Source organism: Nonomuraea sp. NPDC004702 (assembly GCF_053601695.1).
The window spans coordinates 26,515-47,035 of record NZ_JBSGCE010000060.1 but is presented as its reverse complement, the minus strand read 5'-3'; the positions used below and the strand labels follow the sequence as shown (position 1 = coordinate 47,035).

The 20,521-nt window shown below is 72.1% G+C and carries 22 protein-coding genes; 14 read left to right on the top strand and 8 right to left on the bottom strand.

What is annotated here, in order from left to right:
* Window positions 1-113: 113 nt before the first annotated feature.
* The gene (gene arfB / locus ACWEJ6_RS43125; RefSeq protein WP_387669927.1) at window positions 114-524 is read left to right on the top strand and encodes an alternative ribosome rescue aminoacyl-tRNA hydrolase ArfB; all 411 of its coding nucleotides are present in this window, start codon (window positions 114-116) and stop codon (window positions 522-524) included.
* Between the two features lie 24 nt (window positions 525-548).
* Here arfB and ACWEJ6_RS43120 read toward each other — a convergent pair whose 3' ends face one another.
* The 5 genes from ACWEJ6_RS43120 to ACWEJ6_RS43100 all read right to left on the bottom strand — a co-directional run bounded on the left by ACWEJ6_RS43120 (window position 549) and on the right by ACWEJ6_RS43100 (window position 5,306).
* Entirely contained in the window at window positions 549-1,082 is a 534-nt protein-coding gene (locus tag ACWEJ6_RS43120) for an NADPH-dependent FMN reductase (protein ID WP_352327446.1), read from the bottom strand.
* A gap of 96 nt (window positions 1,083-1,178) precedes the next feature.
* The gene (locus ACWEJ6_RS43115; protein ID WP_358293201.1) at window positions 1,179-3,146 is read right to left on the bottom strand and encodes an ABC1 kinase family protein; all 1,968 of its coding nucleotides are present in this window, start codon (window positions 3,144-3,146) and stop codon (window positions 1,179-1,181) included.
* Between the two features lie 64 nt (window positions 3,147-3,210).
* Complete coding sequence (locus ACWEJ6_RS43110) at window positions 3,211-4,134, bottom strand: acyl-ACP desaturase (protein ID WP_449920255.1); 924 nt, start codon at window positions 4,132-4,134, stop codon at window positions 3,211-3,213.
* Between the two features lie 85 nt (window positions 4,135-4,219).
* A complete protein-coding gene (locus ACWEJ6_RS43105; RefSeq protein ID WP_358293204.1) occupies window positions 4,220-4,402 on the bottom strand; it encodes a hypothetical protein in 183 nt (60 codons plus the stop codon).
* 163 nt (window positions 4,403-4,565) lie between these two features.
* The gene (locus ACWEJ6_RS43100) at window positions 4,566-5,306 is read right to left on the bottom strand and encodes an HAD-IIA family hydrolase (RefSeq protein WP_364334674.1); all 741 of its coding nucleotides are present in this window, start codon (window positions 5,304-5,306) and stop codon (window positions 4,566-4,568) included.
* 100 nt (window positions 5,307-5,406) lie between these two features.
* Here ACWEJ6_RS43100 and ACWEJ6_RS43095 point away from each other — a divergent pair, with 100 nt between their 5' ends.
* The 8 genes from ACWEJ6_RS43095 (at window position 5,407) to ACWEJ6_RS43060 (ending at window position 14,332) form a co-directional block, all read left to right on the top strand.
* The gene (locus ACWEJ6_RS43095) at window positions 5,407-6,600 is read left to right on the top strand and encodes a M20 metallopeptidase family protein (RefSeq protein WP_452431303.1); all 1,194 of its coding nucleotides are present in this window, start codon (window positions 5,407-5,409) and stop codon (window positions 6,598-6,600) included.
* Window positions 6,600-7,565 carry a zinc-dependent alcohol dehydrogenase family protein gene (locus ACWEJ6_RS43090; RefSeq protein WP_452431302.1) on the top strand — a complete coding sequence of 322 codons (966 nt, stop codon included), beginning with the start codon at window positions 6,600-6,602 and terminating at the stop codon, window positions 7,563-7,565. Before ACWEJ6_RS43095 ends, ACWEJ6_RS43090 begins: the two co-directional genes overlap by 1 nt.
* A gap of 170 nt (window positions 7,566-7,735) precedes the next feature.
* Window positions 7,736-9,568: an ABC transporter substrate-binding protein gene (locus ACWEJ6_RS43085; RefSeq protein ID WP_452431301.1), complete on the top strand. Its 1,833-nt coding sequence runs from the start codon at window positions 7,736-7,738 to the stop codon at window positions 9,566-9,568.
* A gap of 3 nt (window positions 9,569-9,571) precedes the next feature.
* Window positions 9,572-10,579 carry an ABC transporter permease gene (locus ACWEJ6_RS43080; RefSeq protein WP_364333937.1) on the top strand — a complete coding sequence of 336 codons (1,008 nt, stop codon included), beginning with the start codon at window positions 9,572-9,574 and terminating at the stop codon, window positions 10,577-10,579.
* Window positions 10,576-11,481, top strand: coding sequence for an ABC transporter permease (locus ACWEJ6_RS43075; RefSeq protein ID WP_452431300.1), 906 nt, complete (start codon window positions 10,576-10,578; stop codon window positions 11,479-11,481). The genes ACWEJ6_RS43080 and ACWEJ6_RS43075 overlap by 4 nt, the downstream gene beginning before the upstream one ends.
* Before the next feature lie 3 nt (window positions 11,482-11,484).
* Entirely contained in the window at window positions 11,485-12,471 is a 987-nt protein-coding gene (locus ACWEJ6_RS43070; RefSeq protein ID WP_387669939.1) for an ABC transporter ATP-binding protein, read from the top strand.
* Window positions 12,468-13,478: an ABC transporter ATP-binding protein gene (locus ACWEJ6_RS43065; RefSeq protein WP_352354161.1), complete on the top strand. Its 1,011-nt coding sequence runs from the start codon at window positions 12,468-12,470 to the stop codon at window positions 13,476-13,478. Before ACWEJ6_RS43070 ends, ACWEJ6_RS43065 begins: the two co-directional genes overlap by 4 nt.
* The gene (locus ACWEJ6_RS43060) at window positions 13,478-14,332 is read left to right on the top strand and encodes a GNAT family N-acetyltransferase (RefSeq protein WP_452431299.1); all 855 of its coding nucleotides are present in this window, start codon (window positions 13,478-13,480) and stop codon (window positions 14,330-14,332) included. The genes ACWEJ6_RS43065 and ACWEJ6_RS43060 overlap by 1 nt, the downstream gene beginning before the upstream one ends.
* A 2-nt stretch (window positions 14,333-14,334) precedes the next feature.
* Here the strand turns inward: ACWEJ6_RS43060 and ACWEJ6_RS43055 are convergent, their stop codons facing one another.
* Window positions 14,335-15,447 carry an exo-beta-N-acetylmuramidase NamZ family protein gene (locus ACWEJ6_RS43055; RefSeq protein WP_387669941.1) on the bottom strand — a complete coding sequence of 371 codons (1,113 nt, stop codon included), beginning with the start codon at window positions 15,445-15,447 and terminating at the stop codon, window positions 14,335-14,337.
* Between the two features lie 57 nt (window positions 15,448-15,504).
* Here ACWEJ6_RS43055 and murQ point away from each other — a divergent pair, with 57 nt between their 5' ends.
* From murQ to ACWEJ6_RS43040, 3 genes are read left to right on the top strand one after another with little or no spacing between them, the layout of a single operon-like run.
* Window positions 15,505-16,404, top strand: coding sequence for an N-acetylmuramic acid 6-phosphate etherase (murQ, locus tag ACWEJ6_RS43050; protein ID WP_358293220.1), 900 nt, complete (start codon window positions 15,505-15,507; stop codon window positions 16,402-16,404).
* A gap of 55 nt (window positions 16,405-16,459) precedes the next feature.
* The gene (locus ACWEJ6_RS43045) at window positions 16,460-17,554 is read left to right on the top strand and encodes a serine hydrolase domain-containing protein (RefSeq protein ID WP_452431298.1); all 1,095 of its coding nucleotides are present in this window, start codon (window positions 16,460-16,462) and stop codon (window positions 17,552-17,554) included.
* A 4-nt stretch (window positions 17,555-17,558) separates the two neighbouring features.
* Window positions 17,559-17,939, top strand: coding sequence for a VOC family protein (locus ACWEJ6_RS43040; protein ID WP_358293224.1), 381 nt, complete (start codon window positions 17,559-17,561; stop codon window positions 17,937-17,939).
* Here ACWEJ6_RS43040 and ACWEJ6_RS43035 read toward each other — a convergent pair.
* Window positions 17,936-18,832 carry a TIGR03619 family F420-dependent LLM class oxidoreductase gene (locus ACWEJ6_RS43035; protein ID WP_452431297.1) on the bottom strand — a complete coding sequence of 299 codons (897 nt, stop codon included), beginning with the start codon at window positions 18,830-18,832 and terminating at the stop codon, window positions 17,936-17,938. The genes ACWEJ6_RS43040 and ACWEJ6_RS43035 overlap by 4 nt on opposite strands.
* 162 nt (window positions 18,833-18,994) lie before the next feature.
* Window positions 18,995-19,306, bottom strand: a complete 312-nt coding sequence (locus tag ACWEJ6_RS43030; protein WP_452431296.1) for a hypothetical protein — start codon at window positions 19,304-19,306, stop codon at window positions 18,995-18,997.
* 40 nt (window positions 19,307-19,346) lie between these two features.
* Between ACWEJ6_RS43030 and ACWEJ6_RS43025 the strand changes: the two genes are divergently transcribed.
* The gene (locus tag ACWEJ6_RS43025; RefSeq protein WP_364389668.1) at window positions 19,347-20,201 is read left to right on the top strand and encodes a phosphotransferase; all 855 of its coding nucleotides are present in this window, start codon (window positions 19,347-19,349) and stop codon (window positions 20,199-20,201) included.
* A gap of 59 nt (window positions 20,202-20,260) precedes the next feature.
* A complete protein-coding gene (locus ACWEJ6_RS43020) occupies window positions 20,261-20,518 on the top strand; it encodes a TFIIB-type zinc ribbon-containing protein (protein WP_352331027.1) in 258 nt (85 codons plus the stop codon).
* Window positions 20,519-20,521: the final 3 nt, after the last annotated feature.

The following is a 20,521-nucleotide window of genomic DNA, read 5'->3' as shown; positions in this document are numbered from 1 at the left end:
ATATTCGCAGCGGGGACAGTGATTGAAAATGCCGTTGCGGACGGCATATGTCGCTCATATACGGTGACACTCATCTGAGCAAGGCGCATTCATCCGGAACAGGAGCCACCACCATGCCCGGCCCGCTGGTCGTCAACGACTCGATCGTCATCCCCGACGTCGAGCTCGTCTGGCGTTTCTCCCGTTCCTCAGGTCCGGGCGGTCAGGGCGTCAACACCACCGACAGCCGGGTGGAGCTGATCTTCGACGTGGCCGCGAGCACCGCGATCCCGCCCGCGCTCAAGGCCCGCGCGCTCGACCGCCTGGGCGCCACCACGATCACCGTCGTGGCCTCGGAGTACCGGTCCCAGCTGCGCAACAGGGAGGCCGCCGGCCACCGGCTGGCCCAGCGCGTCAGGGAGGCGGTCGCGCCGCCGCCCAAGCGCCGCCGCCCCACCAAGCCGAGCCGGGGCGCCGTCGAGCGCCGCATCGCGGGCAAGAAGCACCGTTCCGACGTCAAGCGCCTGCGCCGCGACCCCCACTGAGCCCGCCCCGGGAGCACGCCGGGATCAGAGCGAGAACGCCGGTTCCCTGACCCCCGCCGGGCAGAGCTGCCCGATCACCGCGCGCACCTGGCCGCGCAGCACGGGGTCGGTGAGGTGGCCGTCGTCGTCGAAGTGCGGGCAGGCCGGCGAGATGACCAGCTCGGCGCCCATGACGACCGCGTCCGCGCCCTGGAGCTGCTTGTAGAGCTCCGCCTGCGCCCACATCGCGCCGCACGCCCGCGCGCTGGCGCTCATCACCGCCACGTGCTTGCCGGACAGCACGTCGCCGGCCGAGAGCCATTCCAGCGTGTACGTCAGCTCCGGCGGCAGCAGGCTGTGCTCGGGAGCCGTCAGCAGCACCGCGTCCGCCCCGGCGACCAGCCCGAGCAGCTCCCTGGCCGCCACCGGCACCTTGCCCGGCTGGTACGGCGGGACGTCGCCCATCCCCGTCCAGATCTCGAACCGTACGCCTTCCGGCAGTTCGCCGCCCGCTGCGTCCAGCAATCTGTTGATGAATGACCCCGCGTGGAGACTGGCGGCGATCCCGATGATTTTCACCTACTGCTCCCCAGGCGTTCCGGTGTCACCTGGAAACTTCCCGATGCCTCGGATGTCCAAGACCAGCCCGAGGTCAAAAGCAGCTCAGTCTTCGCCTCAGCGCCGGTGACGCTCCTGGTCAGGCGGGCGTCGGAAGATCAGCGCGAGCACCCGCAGCACCATGATCGAGGCGATCACCAGCAGGTTGTAGCCGAGGAGCTGGTACAGGCTCGTGGTGCCGACCACGACGGGCCCGCCCTCGATGCCGAGCAGCAGCACCGCCATGAGCCCGGCCGTCGCGCCGAGCACGGTGAGCAGCACCTGGTGGACCAGGCCGGTGACGTAGCGGCGGTCGCGGTCGTCGGCCAGCAGCCGGACGTTCAGGCTGAACCTGCCGTGCTCGGCGGCGCTGGCGATGCGCTCGACCCGGCGCGGCAGGCGGCGCAGCATCGGCAGCAGCGCGGCCAGCTCCTGGCCCACGGCCTCCTTGACCGACTCCGGCCCGGCCCGCTCGGCCAGGTAGCGCCCGGCGAACGCGCGGGCCTCGCCGATCAGGTTGAAGCCCGGCGACAGGCGCACGAGCGTGCCCTCCAGCGTGGCCAGGGCCCGGAAGACGGCGGCCACCTCGGGCGGGATGGACAGCCCGTACTCCGAGACGATCTTGAACAGGTCGGTGAACATCTGGACGCTGTCCATGCCGGGCCCGAGATGCCTGGCCATGAACTGGCCGAGCGCCCGCTCCAGCGCCGCCTCGTCGATCTCCTCCGGCCGCGGGACGACCTCCAGCAGCGCGTCGGTGACGCCGAGCGGGTCCTGCCGGTTCATCGCGAGCAGGAAACGCTGCAGGGCCGAGCGGACGGAGCCGTCCAGGCGGCCGACCGAGCCGAAGTCGAGCAGGCCGAGCGTGCCGTCGTCGAGCAGCATGAGGTTGCCCGGGTGGGGGTCGGCGTGGAAGACGCCCTCGACGAGGATCTGCCTGAGCAGGCAGTCGAGCAGGTCGCGGGCCAGCGCGGGCCCCTGGCCGGGGGCGGCCGCGGTGACCGGCCCGCCCGACAGGCGCCGCATGACCAGCACCTGCTCGGTGCAGAGGGCGGGGAACGGCTCAGGGTAGGTGACGCCGCCGCTGCCGGAGGCGGCCACGGCGGCCATGTTGGCGGCCTCGACGCGGAAGTCCAGCTCCTCGCGGATGGCGACGGCGAACCCCTCGGCCAGGTCGCGCAGCCCCAGCGAACGCCCCCACCGGGTCCTGGACTCCAGCGTGGCGGCCAGCCGGCGGACGATGTCGAGGTCCTGGGCCACCACGCCCTCGATGCCCGGCCTGCGCACCTTGACCACGACGTCCTCGCCGGTGTGCAGGCGGGCGGTGTGGGCCTGGCCGATGGAGGCGGCGGCCAGCGGCGTCCGGTCGAAGGCGGCGAACACCTCCTCGACCGGCCCGCCCAGCTCGGCGGCGAGCACCGGCTCGATGCGCTCCCACGGCGCGGGGGCGACGTGGTCCTGCAGGCGGCCCAGCTCGTCGATGAACTCGGCCGGCAGCAGGTCGCGCCGGGTGGACAGCACCTGGCCGAGCTTGACGAAGGTGACGCCGCCGTCGTCGAGCGCCTGGCGCAGCGACCTGGCCAGGCGCACCTTGCCCGATCTGTCCTCCAGGCTCTCGCCACGGCCCCGCAGGTAGGGGCCGAGGCCGTGCCGGAACGCGATCCTGGTGATCTGCGAGTAGCGCCGGGCCCGGCGGATCCGGCCGCGCAGCGAGCGCAGCACCTCCAGCGGCCCCGGCACCGAGCCCGGCGGGACCAGCGCCTCGGCCAGCACCAGGATCACCATGGGGATGAGCACCATGCACATGGCGATCAGGAGCAGCAGCCCGAGCGCGCCCGCGTCGGGCGTGGTCTCCGGGTTGACCGGCCCGAACGAGGCGATCACCGGCGTCAGCATCGGCTGGGCCAGGCCCCAGGCCACCATCGCGGCCAGGAAGGTGCGTAACGCGCCGAACCTGACCCCGAGCAGGCGTTGGGCCGCCGTCGCCAGCAGCAGGATCATCACCAGGATGGCGAGCGAGACGAACAGCGTGCCCAGGAGCTCCATGAGGAGGGATCATGCCACGGCCGCGCGGGCGGCGGCCCGGCGGCGGCCCGGCGGCGGCCCGGTGTCAGCCCCTGGCGGCGGCGCGGGCGCGGCGCTCGTCGCGGCGCTCGACGAACCTGGCGGCCGTGACCTCGGTCTTGGCCAGGAACGCCGACAGCTCCTCGCGGGCCCGCTCGCCCTCGGCGTCGAGCCCGGTCTTGTCGAAGACCGCCCACTGGCGCAGCACCGGCATGAGCACGTCGTCGAGGTGCAGGCGCAGGTCGTAGATGCCCTCGTGGGCGATGATCATGGCCTTGCGGGCGAAGCCCTCCATGCCCGTGCCGGGCATCTGGAAGGTGGTGACGACGTCGGTCACCGCGCGCATGGTCTGGTTGGGGTCGAGCTCGAAGGCCGCCTTGAGCAGGTTGCGGTAGAAGAGCATGTGCAGGTTCTCGTCTGCGGCGATGCGGGCGAGCAGGCGCTCGCAGCCCTCGTCGCCGGAGGCCCTGCCGGTGTTGCGGTGGGAGATGCGGGTGGCCAGCTCCTGGAAGGAGACGTAGGCGAGCTGCTGGAGCATGGTGTTGTACTCGGTGACGAAGCCCTGCTCCATGTGGTGCATGCGGGCCCGCTCCAGCGCGACCGGGTCGACCGCGCGGGTGACGGTGAGGTAGTCGCGCAGGGCGGTGCCGTGGCGGTCCTCCTCGGCGGTCCAGCGGTGGACCCACGTGCCCCACGCGCCGTCACGGCCGAACGTGGTGGCGATCTCGTGGTGGTAGCTGGGCAGGTTGTCCTCGGTGAGCAGGTTGACGATCAGCGAGATGCGGGCGGCCTCGGGGATCTTCGAGTCGCCCTCCTGCCACGCCTGGCCGCCGTAGATGCCGTCGAAGTCACGCCCTTCGCTCCACGGGATGTACTCGTGCGGGAACCACTCCTTGGCCGTCGCGTTGTGGCGATCGAGTTCCACGCCCACGACGGGTTCGAGCTCGTGCAGCAGTTCCGTCTGAGACATCGCCATAAAGATCTTCTCCTTCAGGTTACGGGACCGTAGGTTAGGCTACCCGAAGGCCATGTGATGCGGTGTCGACCTCGTTGTCCTAAATGCCGACGTGTTGCAGCAGCCGGTCCAGTTTGATGTTGAGGTCGAGGATCTCCGAGCGCAGCGAGTTGAACTCCTCGGCCATCGCCGTCCTGACGAACCGCAGCTCCTCGGTCACCTCGACGCGCAGCGTCGCCAGCTCCGCCTCCGCGCCCTGCTCCCCCGGCTCCTCACGCCACACGGCCGCCTCCTCGCATTCGGTAAGTCACCTTCCGCTACCAAGGATCGCAGCCGGGCGCGCGCCGCGCCGCCGGACGGCGGCCGCCGGGAGTGGTTTTCTTCTTCCGGGCCACGATCCTCCGCGCCCCGGAAGAAGACTTGTCATCCCGGGCGAGCCACCGCGCTCAGATCAGGTCGACGAGGTCGGCGACCGACTCGACGACCAGCGAGGGACGGTAGGGGAAGCGGTCGATCTGGTCGCGCTGGGTGACGCCGGTCAGCACCAGGATCGTGAACAGCCCCGCCTCCATGCCGGAGACGATGTCGGTGTCCATGCGGTCGCCGATCATGGCGGTGGTCTCGCTGTGCCCCTCGATGGCGTTGAGCGCGCTGCGCATCATGCGGGGGTTGGGCTTGCCCACGAAGTACGGCTCGACGCCGGTGGCCTTGGTGATCATCGCGGCCACCGCGCCGCAGGCCGGCAGCGAGCCCTCGGTGGAGGGGCCGATCGGGTCGGGGTTGGTGGCGATGAAGCGGGCGCCGGCCTCGATCAGCCGGATCGCCCGGGTGATCTGGGTGAAGCTGTAGGTGCGGGTCTCGCCGAGCACGACGTAGTCGGGGTCGAGGTCGGTCAGGATGTAGCCGACCTCGTGCAGGGCCGTGGTCAGGCCGGCCTCGCCGATCACGTACGCCGACCCGCCGGGACGCTGGTCGTCGAGGAACTGGGCGGTGGCCAGGGCGGAGGTCCAGATGGACTCGGCGGGCACGTCGAGGCCGGCGCCGGCCAGGCGCACCGACAGGTCGCGCTGGGTGTAGATGGAGTTGTTGGTCAGGACCCGGAACTTCTTGTCGGACTCCTTGAGCCGTTTGATGAATTCGTCCGCACCGGGGATCGGCCGCCCCTCGTGGACGAGGACGCCGTCCATGTCGGACAACCAGGAGTCGATCCGCTTACGCTGAGTCACCCGTTCATGGTATCGAGCGTGCCTTGTCGACTTCTCGCCGCACACGTGAACAATGTTCATCATGTCGTTCACTGAATCCGCCCTGGACATGCGGGACGAACTCATCCAGCTCCGCCGCTCCCTGCACACCACCCCCGAGCTCGGCCTGCAACTGCCGAGGACGCAGGAGAAGGTGCTGGCCGCGCTCGACGGGCTCCCCCTGGAGATCACCACCGGCAAGACCCTCAGCTCGGTCACCGCGGTGCTGCGCGGCGGCCGGCCTGGCCCCGCGGTGCTGCTGCGCGGCGACATGGACGCCCTGCCGGTGACCGAGCGCAACGACCTGCCCTACATCTCGCAGAACGTCGGCCAGATGCACGCCTGCGGCCACGACCTGCACACCGCCATGCTGGTCGGCGCGGCCCGGCTGCTCAGCGCGCGGCGCGCGGACGTCGCCGGTGACGTGATCTTCATGTTCCAGCCGGGCGAGGAGGGGCACGACGGCGCCAAGCACATGATCGGCGAGGGCGTGCTCGACGCGGCCGGCGCCCGGCCGGTGGCGGCGTACGGGATGCACGTGGTGTCGGCCATGCTGCCGCCGGGGCTGTTCGCCTCGCGGGGCGGCCCGATGATGGCCGCGGCCGACGTGTTCTGCGTGACGGTGAAGGGCACCGGCGGGCACGGGTCGAGCCCCCACCGCGCCAAGGACCCGATCGCGGCCGGCTGCGAGATGGTGACGGCGTTGCAGACGATGGTGACCCGCACGTTCGACGTGTTCGACCCCGTGGTGATCACCGTGGGCACCTTCCACGGCGGCTCGGCCGACAACGTGATCCCCGACGAGGCGCGCTTCGAGGCGACCGTGCGCACGTTCAGCAAGGAGCACCGGAGGCTGGTCAAGCGGCGTCTGGTGGAGGTGGTCGAGGGCATCGCGGCCGCGCACGGGCTCGCGGTCGAGACGTCGTTCGGCATGGGGTACCCGGTGACGGTCAACGACCAGGGCGAGGCCGGGTTCGTCTCGGCGACCGCCGACGAGCTGTTCGGGCCGGGCCGCTACTTCGTGGCGCCGCAGCCGGTCATGGGGTCGGAGGACTTCTCGTACGTGCTGGAGGAGGTGCCGGGCGCGTTCGTCTTCCTGGGGGCCTGCCCGCCCGACCGCGACCCGGCCACGGCGCCCTACAACCACTCGCCGGACGCCGTCTTCGACGACTCCGTGCTGCCCGACGGCGCCGCGCTGTACGCCTCGCTGGCCTACGAGCGCCTGTCGAGGCCGTGATGCGCGCCTGGGTGGTGGACCGGCCGGGGCCGATGGCGACCGGCCCGCTCGTGCGGGTCGAGCGGGACGTCCCCGAGCCCGGCCCCGGCGAGGTGCTGGTCCGGGTCGAGGCGTGCGGCGTGTGCCGGACCGACCTGCACCTGGCCGAGGGCGACCTCGCGCCGCGGCGGCCGCGGACCACCCCCGGGCACCAGGTGGTGGGCCGGGTCGAGGGCTCCGGCGAGCGGGTGGGGGTGGCCTGGCTGCGCTCGACGTGCGGCCGGTGCCGCTACTGCCTGCGCGGCACGGAGAACCTCTGCCCGGACTCCGCCTACACCGGCTGGGACGCCGACGGCGGCTACGCCGAGTACGTCGTGGCCCCCGCCGGCTACGTCTACCCCCTGCCGGACGACGTGCCGGCCGAGCGGCTGGCGCCGCTGCTGTGCGCCGGCATCATCGGCTACCGGGCGCTGGCCCGCTGCGACCTGCCGCCGGGCGGCCGGCTCGGCATCTACGGCTTCGGCTCCTCGGCCCATCTCACCGCGCAGGCGGCCATCGCGCAGGGCGCCACGGTGCACGCCGTGACCAGGTCCGACGCCTCCAGGGAGCTGGCGCTGGAGCTGGGCGCGGCCTCGGCGGGCGACCGGCCGCCCGAGCCGCTGGACGCGGCGATCCTGTTCGCGCCGGTCGGCGACCTGGTGCCGCCCGCGCTGGAGGCGCTCGACCGCGGCGGGACGCTGGCGATCGCCGGCATCCACCTGACCGACGTGCCCGCGCTGAACTACGAGCGGCACCTGTTCCAGGAGCGCACGCTGCGCAGCGTGACCGCCAACACCAGGGCCGACGGCCGGGCCTATCTGGAGCTGGCGCTGGCCCATCCGCCGCGGGTGGCGACCACGCTCTACCCGCTGGAGGAGGCGGGCCGGGCGCTGGCGGATCTGGCCGCCGACCGCGTCAGCGGCGCCGCCGTGCTGGTCGTGGACTGAAGCCCCGCCCCGTCGCACGATGGAGATTGGCGCCACGGCGGACCTCTATGAAGGAAAGTTACATTACACTCACAACATCTGGAGATTATTGACGCTGCCTGCTGGCGACCGTAGGGTCCGGTCAATTCCCTACAGATCCTCAACAGGTCCGACATCCCCCGGAGCGGCAGATGAAGCGACTGGCAGCGGTAGTGGCGTTGCTGGGCCTCGCCACCGCCACAGCGGCGTGCAGCGGTGGTACTAACAACAAGTCCGGCGGCTCGAGCGGTGGTGGTGGCGGGCTCTTCACCACGATCGACGTCAACAGGCCCGGCCTGGAGGCCACGGCCCCGGCCAACCCGTACAACCCGAAGGGCAACTCCTTCCCCGGCTACACGGCGATGAAGCTGGGCTGGGTCAAGAACCACCTGACCGACCCCAACCAGGCCCTCCCCGGCATCGCGGAGAGCTGGGAGATCGCGCCGGACAACTCGGCGATCACCCTCAAGCTCCAGCCGAACGCCAAGTGGTCCGACGGCAAGCCGGTCACCGCCGAGGACGTCAAGATGTCCATCGGCATCGCCTACACCCAGGGCAGCACGGCGTTCTCCATCACGCCGGGCGCCGCGGGCGCGGCGGCGGACGTGACCGTGGTCGACGACCACACCCTCAAGATCACCCAGGACATGGCGAACCCGAGCCCCAAGTTCGCCCGCGGCGTGCTCGACACGTTCGTCCTGCCCTCCCACGTGTGGAGCAGCGTGCTCCCCGCGGACTTCTGGGACCAGCTCAAGGCCTCCAGGGGCGAGGGCGCCGAGGCCGACAAGGCCCGCGAGACCATCACCGGCCTGGGCGAGAAGGTGCTCACCTTCGCCCCGCCGAAGGACACCTCGGCCGGCCCGTTCGTGCTGGAGCGGGTGAACCCGTCCGAGGCGCTGCTGGTCAAGAACAAGTACTTCTACAACGCCGCGAACGTGGCGCCGGCGCAGGTGAAGTTCCTCAACTACACCGGCAACGAGCAGATCTGGAACTACCTCACCGCGGGCAAGCTCGACCACGCCGGCTTCACCGCCGCCCCGTCCGACGTGATGAACCGGATCAAGGCGGCCGCCGGCAACGAGGTCATCAAGGGCTACTCGCCGGTCGCGGTGAGCATGGCCTTCAACCAGTCCAAGAAGCCGTACGACAACGTGCACGTGCGGCGCGGCCTGGCCTACCTGATCAACCGCGAGGAGGTCACCAAGGTCGCCTCGCCCGAGGGCGGCACGGCGGCGGTCACCACCAGCGGCATCCACCAGAAGGCCGCGCAGGCGTGGATCCCCGACGAGCTGCCCAAGCTGGAGCCGTACGCGCCCGACGTGGCCAAGGCCGAGGCCGAGTTCAAGGAGGCCGGCCTCACCAAGAAGGACGGCAAGTGGACGCTGGCCGACGGCTCGGCGTGGAAGGTCTCCATGCACGCGCCCGCCGGCTTCTCCGACTGGCTGTCGGCCCAGGAGAACATCAAGAGCCAGCTCGTCAAGGCCGGCGTCGACGCCGAGGTCGTCACGACCGCCGACTACCCCCTCTACCTGGAGGAGCTGGCGGCCGGCAAGTACGACGTGGGCTTCTGGCTGATGGCGCTCGGCCCCGCGCCGTACGACATCTACCAGCGCCTGTACGGCGCCTCCAACGGCTGGACGAACGTCGCGGGCAAGGTCAAGCACTCCGAGCCCGGCAAGGCCGGCAACTGGATGGGCGGCCCCGAGGAGATCGAGGTCGACGGCGCCAAGATCAACCCCGGTGAGCTGACCGGCAAGCTGAACTCGGCCACCGAGGAGCAGGCCAAGCCGATCATGGCTCAGCTGGCCAAGGCCGCCAACCAGGACCTCCCGGTCATCCAGCTCTGGGACTACGTCAACACCCAGTTCGTCAACAACAGCCGCTTCACCGGCTGGCCGCACGACGACGAGATCCTGCGCATGGGCGCCGGCGTCCTGCCCTCGGGCGTCTGGATCCAGCTCGGCATGATCAAGGCGAAGTCGTAGTTCATGGCGCTCATCGCACGACGACTCGCGGGCCACCTGGCCCGCGGGTTCGTCATGATCCTCGTAGTCGCGACGATCAGCTTCTTCATCATCAACAACATCCCCGGCGACCCGATGGCCGCCCGCTACGAGAAGCTGGTCGAGCAGGGCATGTCGCCCGAGGCCGCCGCGCAGGCCGTCAAGGTCCTCTACGGCTTCCTGCCCGACGGCACGCTGTGGCAGCAGTACACCGACTACATGACCGGCCTGCTCCACCTCGACCTCGGCATGTCGGTCAGCCGGCCCGGCACCTCCGTGGTCGACGTGCTCACCGACGCGGCCAAGTGGACCGTTCTACCGGTGCTGGCCGGCACGCTGCTGAGCTTCCTCGTCGGGATCCTGCTCGGCGTGTACGCCGCCATCAAGCGCACCGGCAAGCTGGGCGACGCCCTGGCCATCTCCGGCTCGCTGCTGCACGGCATCCCGCAGTACGTGCTGGCGATGCTGCTCGTGGTGATCTTCGCGACGCTGCTCCCGATCCTGCCGGCCGACGGCTCGGTGGACATCCTGTTCGAGCCCGGGTTCAACGCCGGCTACATCGGCTCGCTGGTCGAGCACGCGGTGCTGCCGGTGGCCACGTACGCGCTGTCGGCCTACGGCGGCTGGATCCTGGCGATGAAGTCGAGCGTGGTCACCGTGCTGGGCGACGACTTCATCCTGGCCGCCGAACTGCGCGGCATGAAGCGCTCGATCGTGTTCCGCTACATCGCGCGCAACGCGATCCTGCCGCTGTTCACCATGCTCGCCCTGTCGCTGGGCCTGCTGCTGGGCGGCGCGGTCTTCATCGAGAAGATCTTCAACTACCCGGGTCTCGGCTGGCTGCTGATCAGCGGCGTCCAGGACCGCGACTACGGCCTGATGGGCGGGGCGTTCCTGCTGATCACGGTCGGCACGATCATCGCCAACATCGTCGCGGACCTGTTCTACACGGTCATCGACCCGCGGGTGCGCAGCGGAGAGGAGGGCTCGTGAGCGCCACGCTCATCCCGGAGGCCGCGCCGGCCGCCTCGGCCATGCGCCGCAACTTCTGGAACGGCGTCTGGCGGGTGATGAAGCGCAAGCCCAGCCGCATGGCCGGGGTCGTCATCATCGCCGGTTTCATCGTCATGGCGGTGATCGGGCCGATGCTGCTGCCCGAGCACCTGCCGGGCAACGCGAGCGCGATCACCCAGCCGCCGAGCTGGGACCACTGGTTCGGCACCGACCCGCAGGGCCGGGACGTGATCGCGCTGGTCATCAAGGGCTCGCGTTACGTCCTGCTCACCGCCCTGGTCACCGCGATCATCACGGTCGTCGCCGGCACCGCGATCGGCCTGTTCTCCGGCTTCAAGCGGGGCCGCTGGGACACCGTGCTCATGCGGCTGACCGACATGAAGCTCACCATCCCCGGCCTGCCGCTGCTGCTGGTGCTGGCGACCGTGTGGAAGTTCGGCAACCCCTTCCAGATGGGCCTGGTGCTCGGCCTGCTCGGCTGGGGCGGCGTGGCGCGGGCGGTGCGCGCGCAGACGCTGTCGCTGCGCGAGCGCGGGTTCATCGAGGCCGCCCGCGGGCTCGGGCTGTCCACCACGCACATCATCGGCAAGGAGCTGCTGCCGAGCATGGCGCCCTACATCGCGATGAACATGCTCATCGCGGTCACCGGCGCGGTCTACTCGCAGGTGGGCCTGTTCTTCCTGGGCGTGCTGCCGTACGAGTCGGACAACTGGGGTGTGATGCTCAACCTCGCCGTGTTCCAGGCGGGCGCGATGATCACGCCGAACGCGCTGGGCTACCTGCTGGCGCCGCTGCTGGCGATCCTGCTGCTCACGCTCGGCATCGTGCTCGTGGTGGACGCCATGGACGAGATCTTCAACCCCCGGCTGCGCGAGGAGTAGCAAGTGGCCGAACAAGCGCCGGGAGTGCGCATCGACGGCCTGACGGTCGTCTACAAGACCCCCGCGGGCGAACTGCCCGCCGTCCGGGACGTCACGCTGACGCTGGAGCCCGGCACGATCACCGGCATCGTCGGCGAGTCCGGCTCGGGCAAGTCCACGCTGGCGCTGTCGCTGCTCAACGCGGTGCAGCCGCCGGGCAGGATCGCCGCGGGCAGCGTCGAGATCGACGGTCTCGGCGACGTGACCGGTTTCGCCGGCGAGGAGCTGCGCAAGGCCCGCGGCCGGCACATCGGGTACGTCTTCCAGGCCGCCCAGAACTCGCTCAACCCCCTCAAGACGGTCGGCAAACAGCTCCTCGACCTGGGCCGCTCGCACGGCGTCGAGGACCTGCCCGGCCTGGTCCGCGAGGCCAAGGAGCTGCTCGGCCGGATGGGCCTGGACGGCGCGCGCGTGCTCGACTCGCACCAGCACGAGCTGTCCGGCGGCATGCGCCAGCGGGTCGGCATCATGCTGGCGCTGGTGCTCAACGCCCACCTGGTGGTGCTCGACGAGCCGACGACCGCCCTGGACATGATCACTCAGGCGAACATCCTGAAGATCGTCCGCGAGGTGCACGCCGAGCGCGGCCTGACCACCCTGGTCATCACGCACGACATCGGCGTCGTGGCCGAGGTCGCCGACCGCCTGGTCGTCATGTACGGCGGCCGCCTGGTCGAGCAGGGCCCCACCCGCGACGTGCTCGGCTCCCCCAGCCACCCCTACACGCGGGGCCTGATCAGGGCCATCCCCCGGCTCGTGGGCGACATCGCCGAGGCCCAGGCGCTGCCCGGCCGGCCGCCGACGCTGGCCACGGTGCCGAAGGAGGGCTGCGTGTTCAGGGAGCGCTGCGCGCTGCGCATGGACGTGTGCGACACCGTCGACCCGCAGGCCGTGGCGCATGGATCGAGGGTCGTGGCCTGCCACGCCGTGACCGTGAAGGAGCACGCGTGATCACCGGGACCGGCATCGTCAAGACGTACAAGCAGCGCGGCAACGTGCTGGCCGGGCGGGAGGTGCGGGCGCTGCGCGGGGTGGACTTCTCCATCCCCAAGGGCGGCGCGGCCTCCTTCATCGGCGAGTCCGGCTGCGGCAAGACCACGCTGGGCCGGATCATCGCCGGGCTGGAGACCTACGACGAGGGCGAGATCGTCATCGGCGACGTGTCCATGTCGGGGCTCAAGCAGAAGAGGCGCCAGCCGTACTTCCGCAAGATCCAGATGATCCACCAGGACCCGTACTCGGCGCTCAACCCGACCCGGACCATCCACCAGACGCTGTACGCGCCGCTCAGCCTGCGGGCCGGGCAGACCGGGCGGTCGAAGGAGTGGATCGAGGAGCGGGCCGCCGAGGTGCTGTCGATGGTGGGCCTCGACCCGGGCTCGGTGCTGGGGCGCTACCCGCACCAGCTCTCGGGCGGCATGCGGCAGCGGGTGGTCATCGCCCGCGCGCTGACCGTCGACCCGGAGATGCTGGTCGCCGACGAGGCCGTCTCGATGATCGACGTCTCGCTCCGGCTGGGCATCCTCGCGCTGCTGAAGGACCTGCGCGAGCGGCTGGGCGTGAGCGTGCTGTTCATCACCCACGACGTGGCCACCGCCCGTTACATCGGCGACGACGGCGAGCTCTACGTCATCTACCGCGGCCAGGTCGTCGAGCGCGGCCCGGTGGACACGGTCATCGCCGACCCGGTGCACCCGTACACGCAGTCGCTGCTGTCGGCCATCCCCGTGCTGCACGGCCTGGAGGAGCCCGGCGCGCAGCCGGTGACGCCGCTGGAGTCGCTGGACGAGAGCAAGGCCGACGAGGGCTGCCTGTTCGCCCGCCGCTGCCCCTTCCAAGGCGAGCGGTGCGCGGGCGAGCGGCCGTTGCTGCAGATCACCGAGGGCGTGCCGCAGCAGCACGCGTGCTTCTACCCCGAGCGGCGCGACGTGATCGCGCGCCCGATGAGCGAGGTGTGATGTCGCCCACCGTCCGCGGCGCGGACCTGGCCGAGGCCGCCCGGGTGGCCGCCGCCGCGCTGACGCTGGACGCGTCCGAGGCTCCCGACCTGGTCCGGCGCCTGGCCGAGCCGCCCGCCGACCGCCGCTGGACGGCCCTCGCGACCGACGGCGGGGTGGTGATGACGTCGGTCTCGTCGAGGGACCCCGAGGTCGGGCACCTGGACCTGCTGGCCGTGCACCCCTCGGTCCAGGGCCGCGGGCACGGGCGGGCGCTGGTGGGCGCGGCCGAGGAGTGGCTGCGGGGGCACGGCGTGCGGCAGGCGCGCTTCGCCGGGAACCCGCCCTGCTACGCCTGGCCCGGCATCGACGTGCGGTACACCGCGGCCGCCTGCCTGGCCGAGAGCCTGGGCTACGAGCGTTACCACGTCGCCTGGAACATGACCGCCGACCTGCGGGCCGACCTGTCCGTCGAGGACGACCTGGCGCGGCTGGAGCGGGCGGGCGTCAGGGTGCGGGCGGCGGGCGCCGACCGCTCGGCCGTGGCCGCGTTCGTCGAGGAGCACTGGAACGAGCGGTGGGCCTGGGAGGCGGCCAACGCGACCGGCCTGCACTACGCCGAGCGCGACGGGCGCGTCCTGGCCTTCGCCGCCTGGGGGGCGCGGCCGGCCTGGTTCGGCCCGATGGGCACCGCTCCGGACGCCCGCGGGCTCGGCCTCGGCGGGGTGCTGCTGCGCCGCTGCCTGGCCGAGCAGCGGGCCGCCTGTCAGGAGAGCGCCGAGATCGGATGGGTGGGGCCGTTGCGGTTCTACTCGCGCGCCGTGGGCGCGCGAGCCGAACGCGTCTTCTGGCTCTACCGGCGCGATCTGGCCTGATGTCAGCTGTAGAGCAGATGTCCTTCGGGGCGGCCGGGCGGCGGGCACAGCTCGCGCGGGTCGTCCCCGGCCTCCAGGCAGCGCGTGAGCGTGTCGGAGCCCCAGAGCAGGTCGAGGAACAGCTCCTCGCCCTTCCAGACCAGGTCGTCCGGGTAGAGGACGCGGGCCGTGTGCAGCATCGACAACCCGGTCAGCACCGGCCGGAAGGCCCGCGGGTCGTGCACGTGCAGCTGCACCCCGCGGACGGGCAGGCCCGCGTGCTTGTGGAACGTCGGGGTGAACCAGGTGTCCCTGAACCGCACCCCCGGCAGCTCCAGCCCGTTCAGGGCGGCCGCGTAGCGCTCGTCCGCGTACGGCGCCCCGACCAGCTCGAACGGCCGGGTGGTGCCGCGGCCCTCGGAGAAGTTGGTGCCCTCGAACAGCCCGGTGCCCGGGTAGACCAGCGCGGTGTCGGGGGTCGGCATGTTGACCGAGGGCATCACCCAGGGCAGGCCGGTCTCCGCCCAGCTCATGTCCCGCCGCCAGCCCTCCATCGTCACCACCCGCAGGTCGGCGTCGAAGCCGAACAGCGCCGCCAGCTCCCCCGCGGTCCTGCCGTGGCGCACGGGCAGCGGGAAGCGGCCCACGAAGCTGGCGAACGCCGGGTCCAGCAGGGGGCCCTCCTCGACGGTCCCGCCCAGGGGGTTGGGCCGGTCCAGCACCACGAACCGCAGGCCCAGCCGCGCGGCCGAGGCCAGCAGGTCGTACATGGTCCACACGAAGGTGTAGAAACGGGCGCCCACGTCGGCGATGTCGAAGACCAGCGTGTCCACGCCGGAGGCGGCGACCACGCGGTCGAGGTCGTCGCCCGACAGCTCGTGGGTGTCGTAGACCGGCAGTCCCGTCGCGGGGTCCACCGCGTCGCGCTCGCTCGATCCCGCCTGGGCCGTGCCGCGCAGGCCGTGCTCGGGGCCGAACAGCGCGGTCAGGGGCAGCCCCGCGGCCAGCAGGGCGTCGGTCGTGGGGGTCAGGTCGGGCAGGACGCCGGTGGGATTGGTGATCAGGCCGAGACGGGCGCCGCCGGCCAGCGCGGGGTCCGCGGCCAGCCGTTCGGCTCCGGTGCGTACGTGTGACATGGATCCATTCTCTGAAAGATATTTACAACTGAGAAGTAAAGGGTGGAAATTAGCGTCATGATTGATCCGCTGCCCGAGCTGTCCACCGAGCAGAGCGATCCCCGCTACAGCCAGATCGACCGGCTGCCGACGGAGCAGATCGCCCGACTGATGAACCAGGCCGACGCCGAGGTGCCCGTGGCCGTGGCCGCGGCCGTCCCGGCGATCTCGGCGGCCATCGACGCGATCGCCGCCCGGATGGCCGAGGGAGGCAGGCTGCTGTACGTCGGCGCCGGCACCTCGGGACGGCTGGCCGTGCTCGACGCCAGCGAGTGCCCTCCGACGTTCGGCACCGACCCCTCGCTGGTGCAGGGGGTCATCGCCGGCGGGCCGGAGGCGCTGACCCGGTCCATCGAGGGCGCGGAGGACGACGCCGAGGCGGGCGCGGCGGCCATGAAGGACCTGGAGGTGGGCGCGCTCGACTCGGTGGTGGGCGTGTCGGCCAGCGGGCGGGCCCCGTTCGTGCTGGGCGCGCTGGCCGAGGCCGCCGGCCGGGGGGCGCTGACCGCGGCGCTGTCGTGCAACACGGGCGCGCCGCTGTCGGCCGCCGCCGAGCACGGGATCGAGGTCGTCGTGGGGCCCGAGGTGGTGGCGGGCTCGACCAGGCTGAAGGCGGGCACGGCGCAGAAGCTCGTGCTCAACATGATCTCGACGATCTCCATGGTCCGGCTGGGCCGGACCTACGGGAACAAGATGATCGAGATGTCGGCCATGAACAGCAAGCTCGCCTCCCGCGCGCTGCGCATGGTGCGCGAGATCACCGGGGCCGACGCCGCGACGGCGGGCGCGGCGCTGGAGGCGGCCGGCGGGCAGGCGAAGACGGCCGTGGTGATGATCCAGCACGGCCTGGACCCCGACGCCGCCCGCGCGCTGCTGGAGTCGCACGGAGAGCGGCTCAGCGACGCGCTCAGCGGCTGACGTACGGGCCGGAGGCGCCGGGGCGCCATCGGGGACTGACGAGGGGGGAACGGGGATGTCGGACCGGCTGGAGCGCCTGCTGGCCGCCGCGGTGCCCGAGGTGTGCCCGGCAGCGGTCGCGCTGATCGCCGCGCACGGCACGGTGACCGCCGCCGCGGCGGTGGGCGAACTGGTCAGGTACGCCGACGCCGAGCCGGCCACCGGATCGGACGCCGGGCCGGGGGCCCCCGGGACGCTCGCCGCCGATCGGCCCCCCGCGCGCCGGGACTCGGTGTTCGACCTGGCCTCGGTCAGCAAGCTCTTCACCACCGCGGCGGTGCTCTCGCTCACCGAGGAGGGCCTGCTCGACCTGGACGAGCCGGTCCGGTCGTGGCTCCCCGGGGCCGACCCGCGGATCACGCTGCGCCGCCTGCTCACCCACACGGCGGGCCTGACGCCGACCCGCCGGATCGACCTGGAGCTTGCGCAGGCCGGGCCGGACGAGCGCATGGCCGCGATGCTCACCACGCCGGTCACCGGCCCGGTCGGCGGCCCCTACCTCTACAGCGACGTCGGCATGGTGATGGCCGGCCGGATCGCCGAGCTGGCCGCGTCCGCCCCGCTCGACGTCCTGGTCCGCGCCCGGATCACGGACGTGCTCGGCCTCCCCGGCACCGGCTACCGCCCGGTCGGCGGCGGCGGGCCGGTCGAGCGCGTCGCGGCGACCGAGTTCAAGCCCGAACGCCCCGGCCCCGGCTGCGTGCGCGGCGAGGTGCACGACGAGACGGCCCACGCCCTGGGCGGGGTGGCCGGGCACGCGGGCCTGTTCGCCCCGGCGGACGACCTGCTGGCCTTCGGGGAGGCGCTGCGGCTGGGCGGGGGCGCGATGCTGAGCCCGTCGAGCGTGGCGGAGATGACCCGCGACCAGGGGGCGGAGGGGGCCGCCTTCCGGCACGGGCTCGGCGTGCGGATCGGCGCCCCCGGCATCGTGGGCCCGCTGAGCGGCGCCTACGGCCACTCCGGGTTCACCGGGACGTCGCTGGTGGTCGATCCGGCCCGCGGGCTGACCGTGGTGCTGCTGACCAACGCCGTCCATCCGGTGCGCGGGCGGCCGGGGATGCGCGAGCTGCGGTGCGCGGTGGCCGCCGAGGCGCTGCGGCACGTAGCGTGAACGCATGCCCGTGCAGCTGAACCACACCATCGTCGCCGCCACCGACCGGGACGCCACGGCCGCCTTCCTGGTCGACGTCCTCGGCCTGGAGCCCGCGCCGGTCTACGGCCCGTTCCGGGTCGTGACGCTGGCCAACGACGTCTCGCTCGACGTGATGCAGGCCGACGGCGAGGTGACCCCGCAGCACTACGCCTTCCTCGTCGGCGAGGAGGAGTTCGACCAGATCTGGGGGCGGATCAGGAGCCGCGGCCTGACGTTCTGGGCCGATCCGGGGCACACCAGGCCCGGCGTGATCAACACCCACGACGGCGGCCGCGGGCTCTACTGGTCGGGCCCCGACGGGCACAACCTGGAGATCATCACGGTCCCCTACGGCGGCGGTTAGGGCGCCAGCGCCTCCAGGGCCTCCTCGGCCCGGCGCATCGCCTCCCCGGCGTCGGCGGTGACGATCTCCTTGTCGAAGTTGAGGTCGTGGAAGACGTCCGTGACGCCCTCTGCGGCCAGGGCGGCGACGTCCTGCCTGATCTGGTCGTACGTGCCGGTCAGGGGCCGGCGGGCGTCCTCGGCGCCGACGGGCCGCACCTGCGTGACGCCGCGGCACACGTAGCGGAACGAGGCCGCGTCGCGTCCGGCGCCGGCGATCGCCTCCTTGATCAATGCGATCCGGCCCGCGACCGCCGACAGGTCCTCCCTGCTGGAGCTGATCCAGCCGTCGGCCAGCCGGCCGGCCCGGCGCAGCGCGACCTCGGCGGTGCCGCCCAGCAGCACCTGCGGCGGCCCCGGCGCCGGCTTGGGGTCCATGTGGGAGGCCGGCACCCGGTAGAACTCGCCGTCGTGCTCGACGACGTCTTCCGTCCACGCCTTGCGCAGCAGCTCGACGAACTCCTCGCCCCGGCGCCCGCGGCGCTCCATGCCTACGCCCGCGGCCTCGAACTCCTCCGGCACCCAGCCGAGCCCGATGCCGGCGCTGACCCGGCCGCCGGAGAGGGTCTGCAGGGTGGCGAGCTGCTTGGCCAGCACGACCGGCTGCACGTACGCGTTCACCACGGCCACGCCCAGCCGGATCGTCCGGGTGACGCCGGACAGGTGCGCCAGCGTGACCAGCGGGTCGTGGACACTGCGGTAGGTCGGCCCCATGGGATGCCCGACGGGGTACAGCAGCCGCTGGAACGTCCAGAGCTCGTGGTAGCCCAGCTCCTCGGCCCGCGCGGCGACGCGGCGCATGTTCTCCGGTGTGGCCCAGGGCCCTGACTGGGGTACGGCGAAACCGATTCTCATGCTCCCAGTCTGACCGACCCGGGTGCGTGATCTCCCACCACACGAAAGGTACAAGATCAACAAAAAGGGCATCTTTCTGATCTCTGGCTCAGGAAGTAGGCGCGGTCAGCCTCGGCAGCGCCTGACGGCGGCCCTTCGCGAGGGCTCGGGCGGCTTCATCCGTCACCCGTGTCCCCGCTCCCGCCGCGCCCGGGCCCGCGCCCGCTCCAGCGAGGTCGCCCGCGCCAGCGCCGCACGCGCCCGCTCGATCTCCTCCTGGCCCGGACCGTCCGCCGCCGGCTCGACCGCCCACCGCGCCGGCTCCCGGGCGGCCTCCTGGTCCACGGGCCTCCCCCGGCGCGCCGCCGGACGCCGCTCACGGCGGCGCCGGGCGGCCTCCTGATCGTGCTCGCGCATCGCCTGGGCGGCCCGCGGCGAGCTCGCCCTCAGCCACTCGCGCGCCAGCGCCGCCCACTCCCTCGCTCCCGCCATCACGACGGCATTTACCCCCAACACTGCCCAATACTCTGTACGAGTGGGTCTAGAGGAGGAGCTGGCGGGCATCGCCGCGGCGTACGGCGGCACGGGCGAGCCCGTGCGACACCAGACACGCACCGACGTGGTCGTGTTACGGATGGGCGAGGTGGTGGTCAAGGCCCACTCCGCCCGCGACGAGGTGGAGCCGCTGCGCGCCCGACTCAGGGCCGCCGCCGCGGCCGCGGTCAACGGCGTGCTGCTGGCCCCGCTGGAGGCCGAGGTGCTGACGGCGGCGGGCCGCGCGGTCAGCGTCTGGCCGGCCGGCCGGCCGGTCCCCCACGACGATCCCGGGTCCGCCCCCTGGGAGGAGGGCGCGCGGCTGCTGGCCCGGCTGCACGCCGTCCCCCTGACGGTGGTGCCGCCGATGCCGCCCGCCGGGGGCCCGGCGCGGGCCGCCCGCGCGGTGTCCAGGATGAGCGGCGACGGCCCGGTCGAGCAGCTCGTCAGGCACGCGTTCAAGGAGCTGCCCGAGCCCGCCCCGGTGCCGGGCCTGCTCACCCATGGCGACTGGCACCTGGGCCAGCTCGTCTGCCGCGACCGCTGGCTGCTCATCGACGTCGACGACCTGGGCGTCGGCGACCCGGCCTGGGACCTGGCGCGACCGGCCGCCTGGTACGCGGCGGGCCTGCTGGAGCCGGCCGTCTGGGAGCGGTTCCTCGGCGCGTACCTGGCCTCGGGCGGCCCCGCGCTCGGCCAGGGCGACGATCCCTGGCAGCGGCTCGACCTGCCGGCCCGGGCGCTGACCGTGCAACTGGCCGCCGTGGCCGTGCTCAACGCCGAGCGCGAGAACCGGGAACTCGACGAGGTGGAGCACGCGTTAATCGAATCGTGCAGCAGAATCGTCCGAGCGTGACGGGGGCCGCACGCGGTAGGTTTCAGCCTGAGACCCCGGATCCAAGGAGAGCGACTTAGATGCAGTGCCCGAAGTGCCGCGGCAACATGCGGACATATGAGCGCAACGGCGTCCACATCGAGCAGTGCGACAACTGCCGTGGGATCTTCCTCGACTATGGCGAGCTGGAGACCCTGACCCGCATGGAGTCGCAGTACCACGCCGCTCCGCCGCCGCCCCCCGCCCCCGGGCCGGCCTGGGGCGCCCCTCACCACGGCGGTCACCACTACGGCCACCACCGCCAGCGCAGCTGGGTGGGCATGCTGTTCTCGACCTGATCG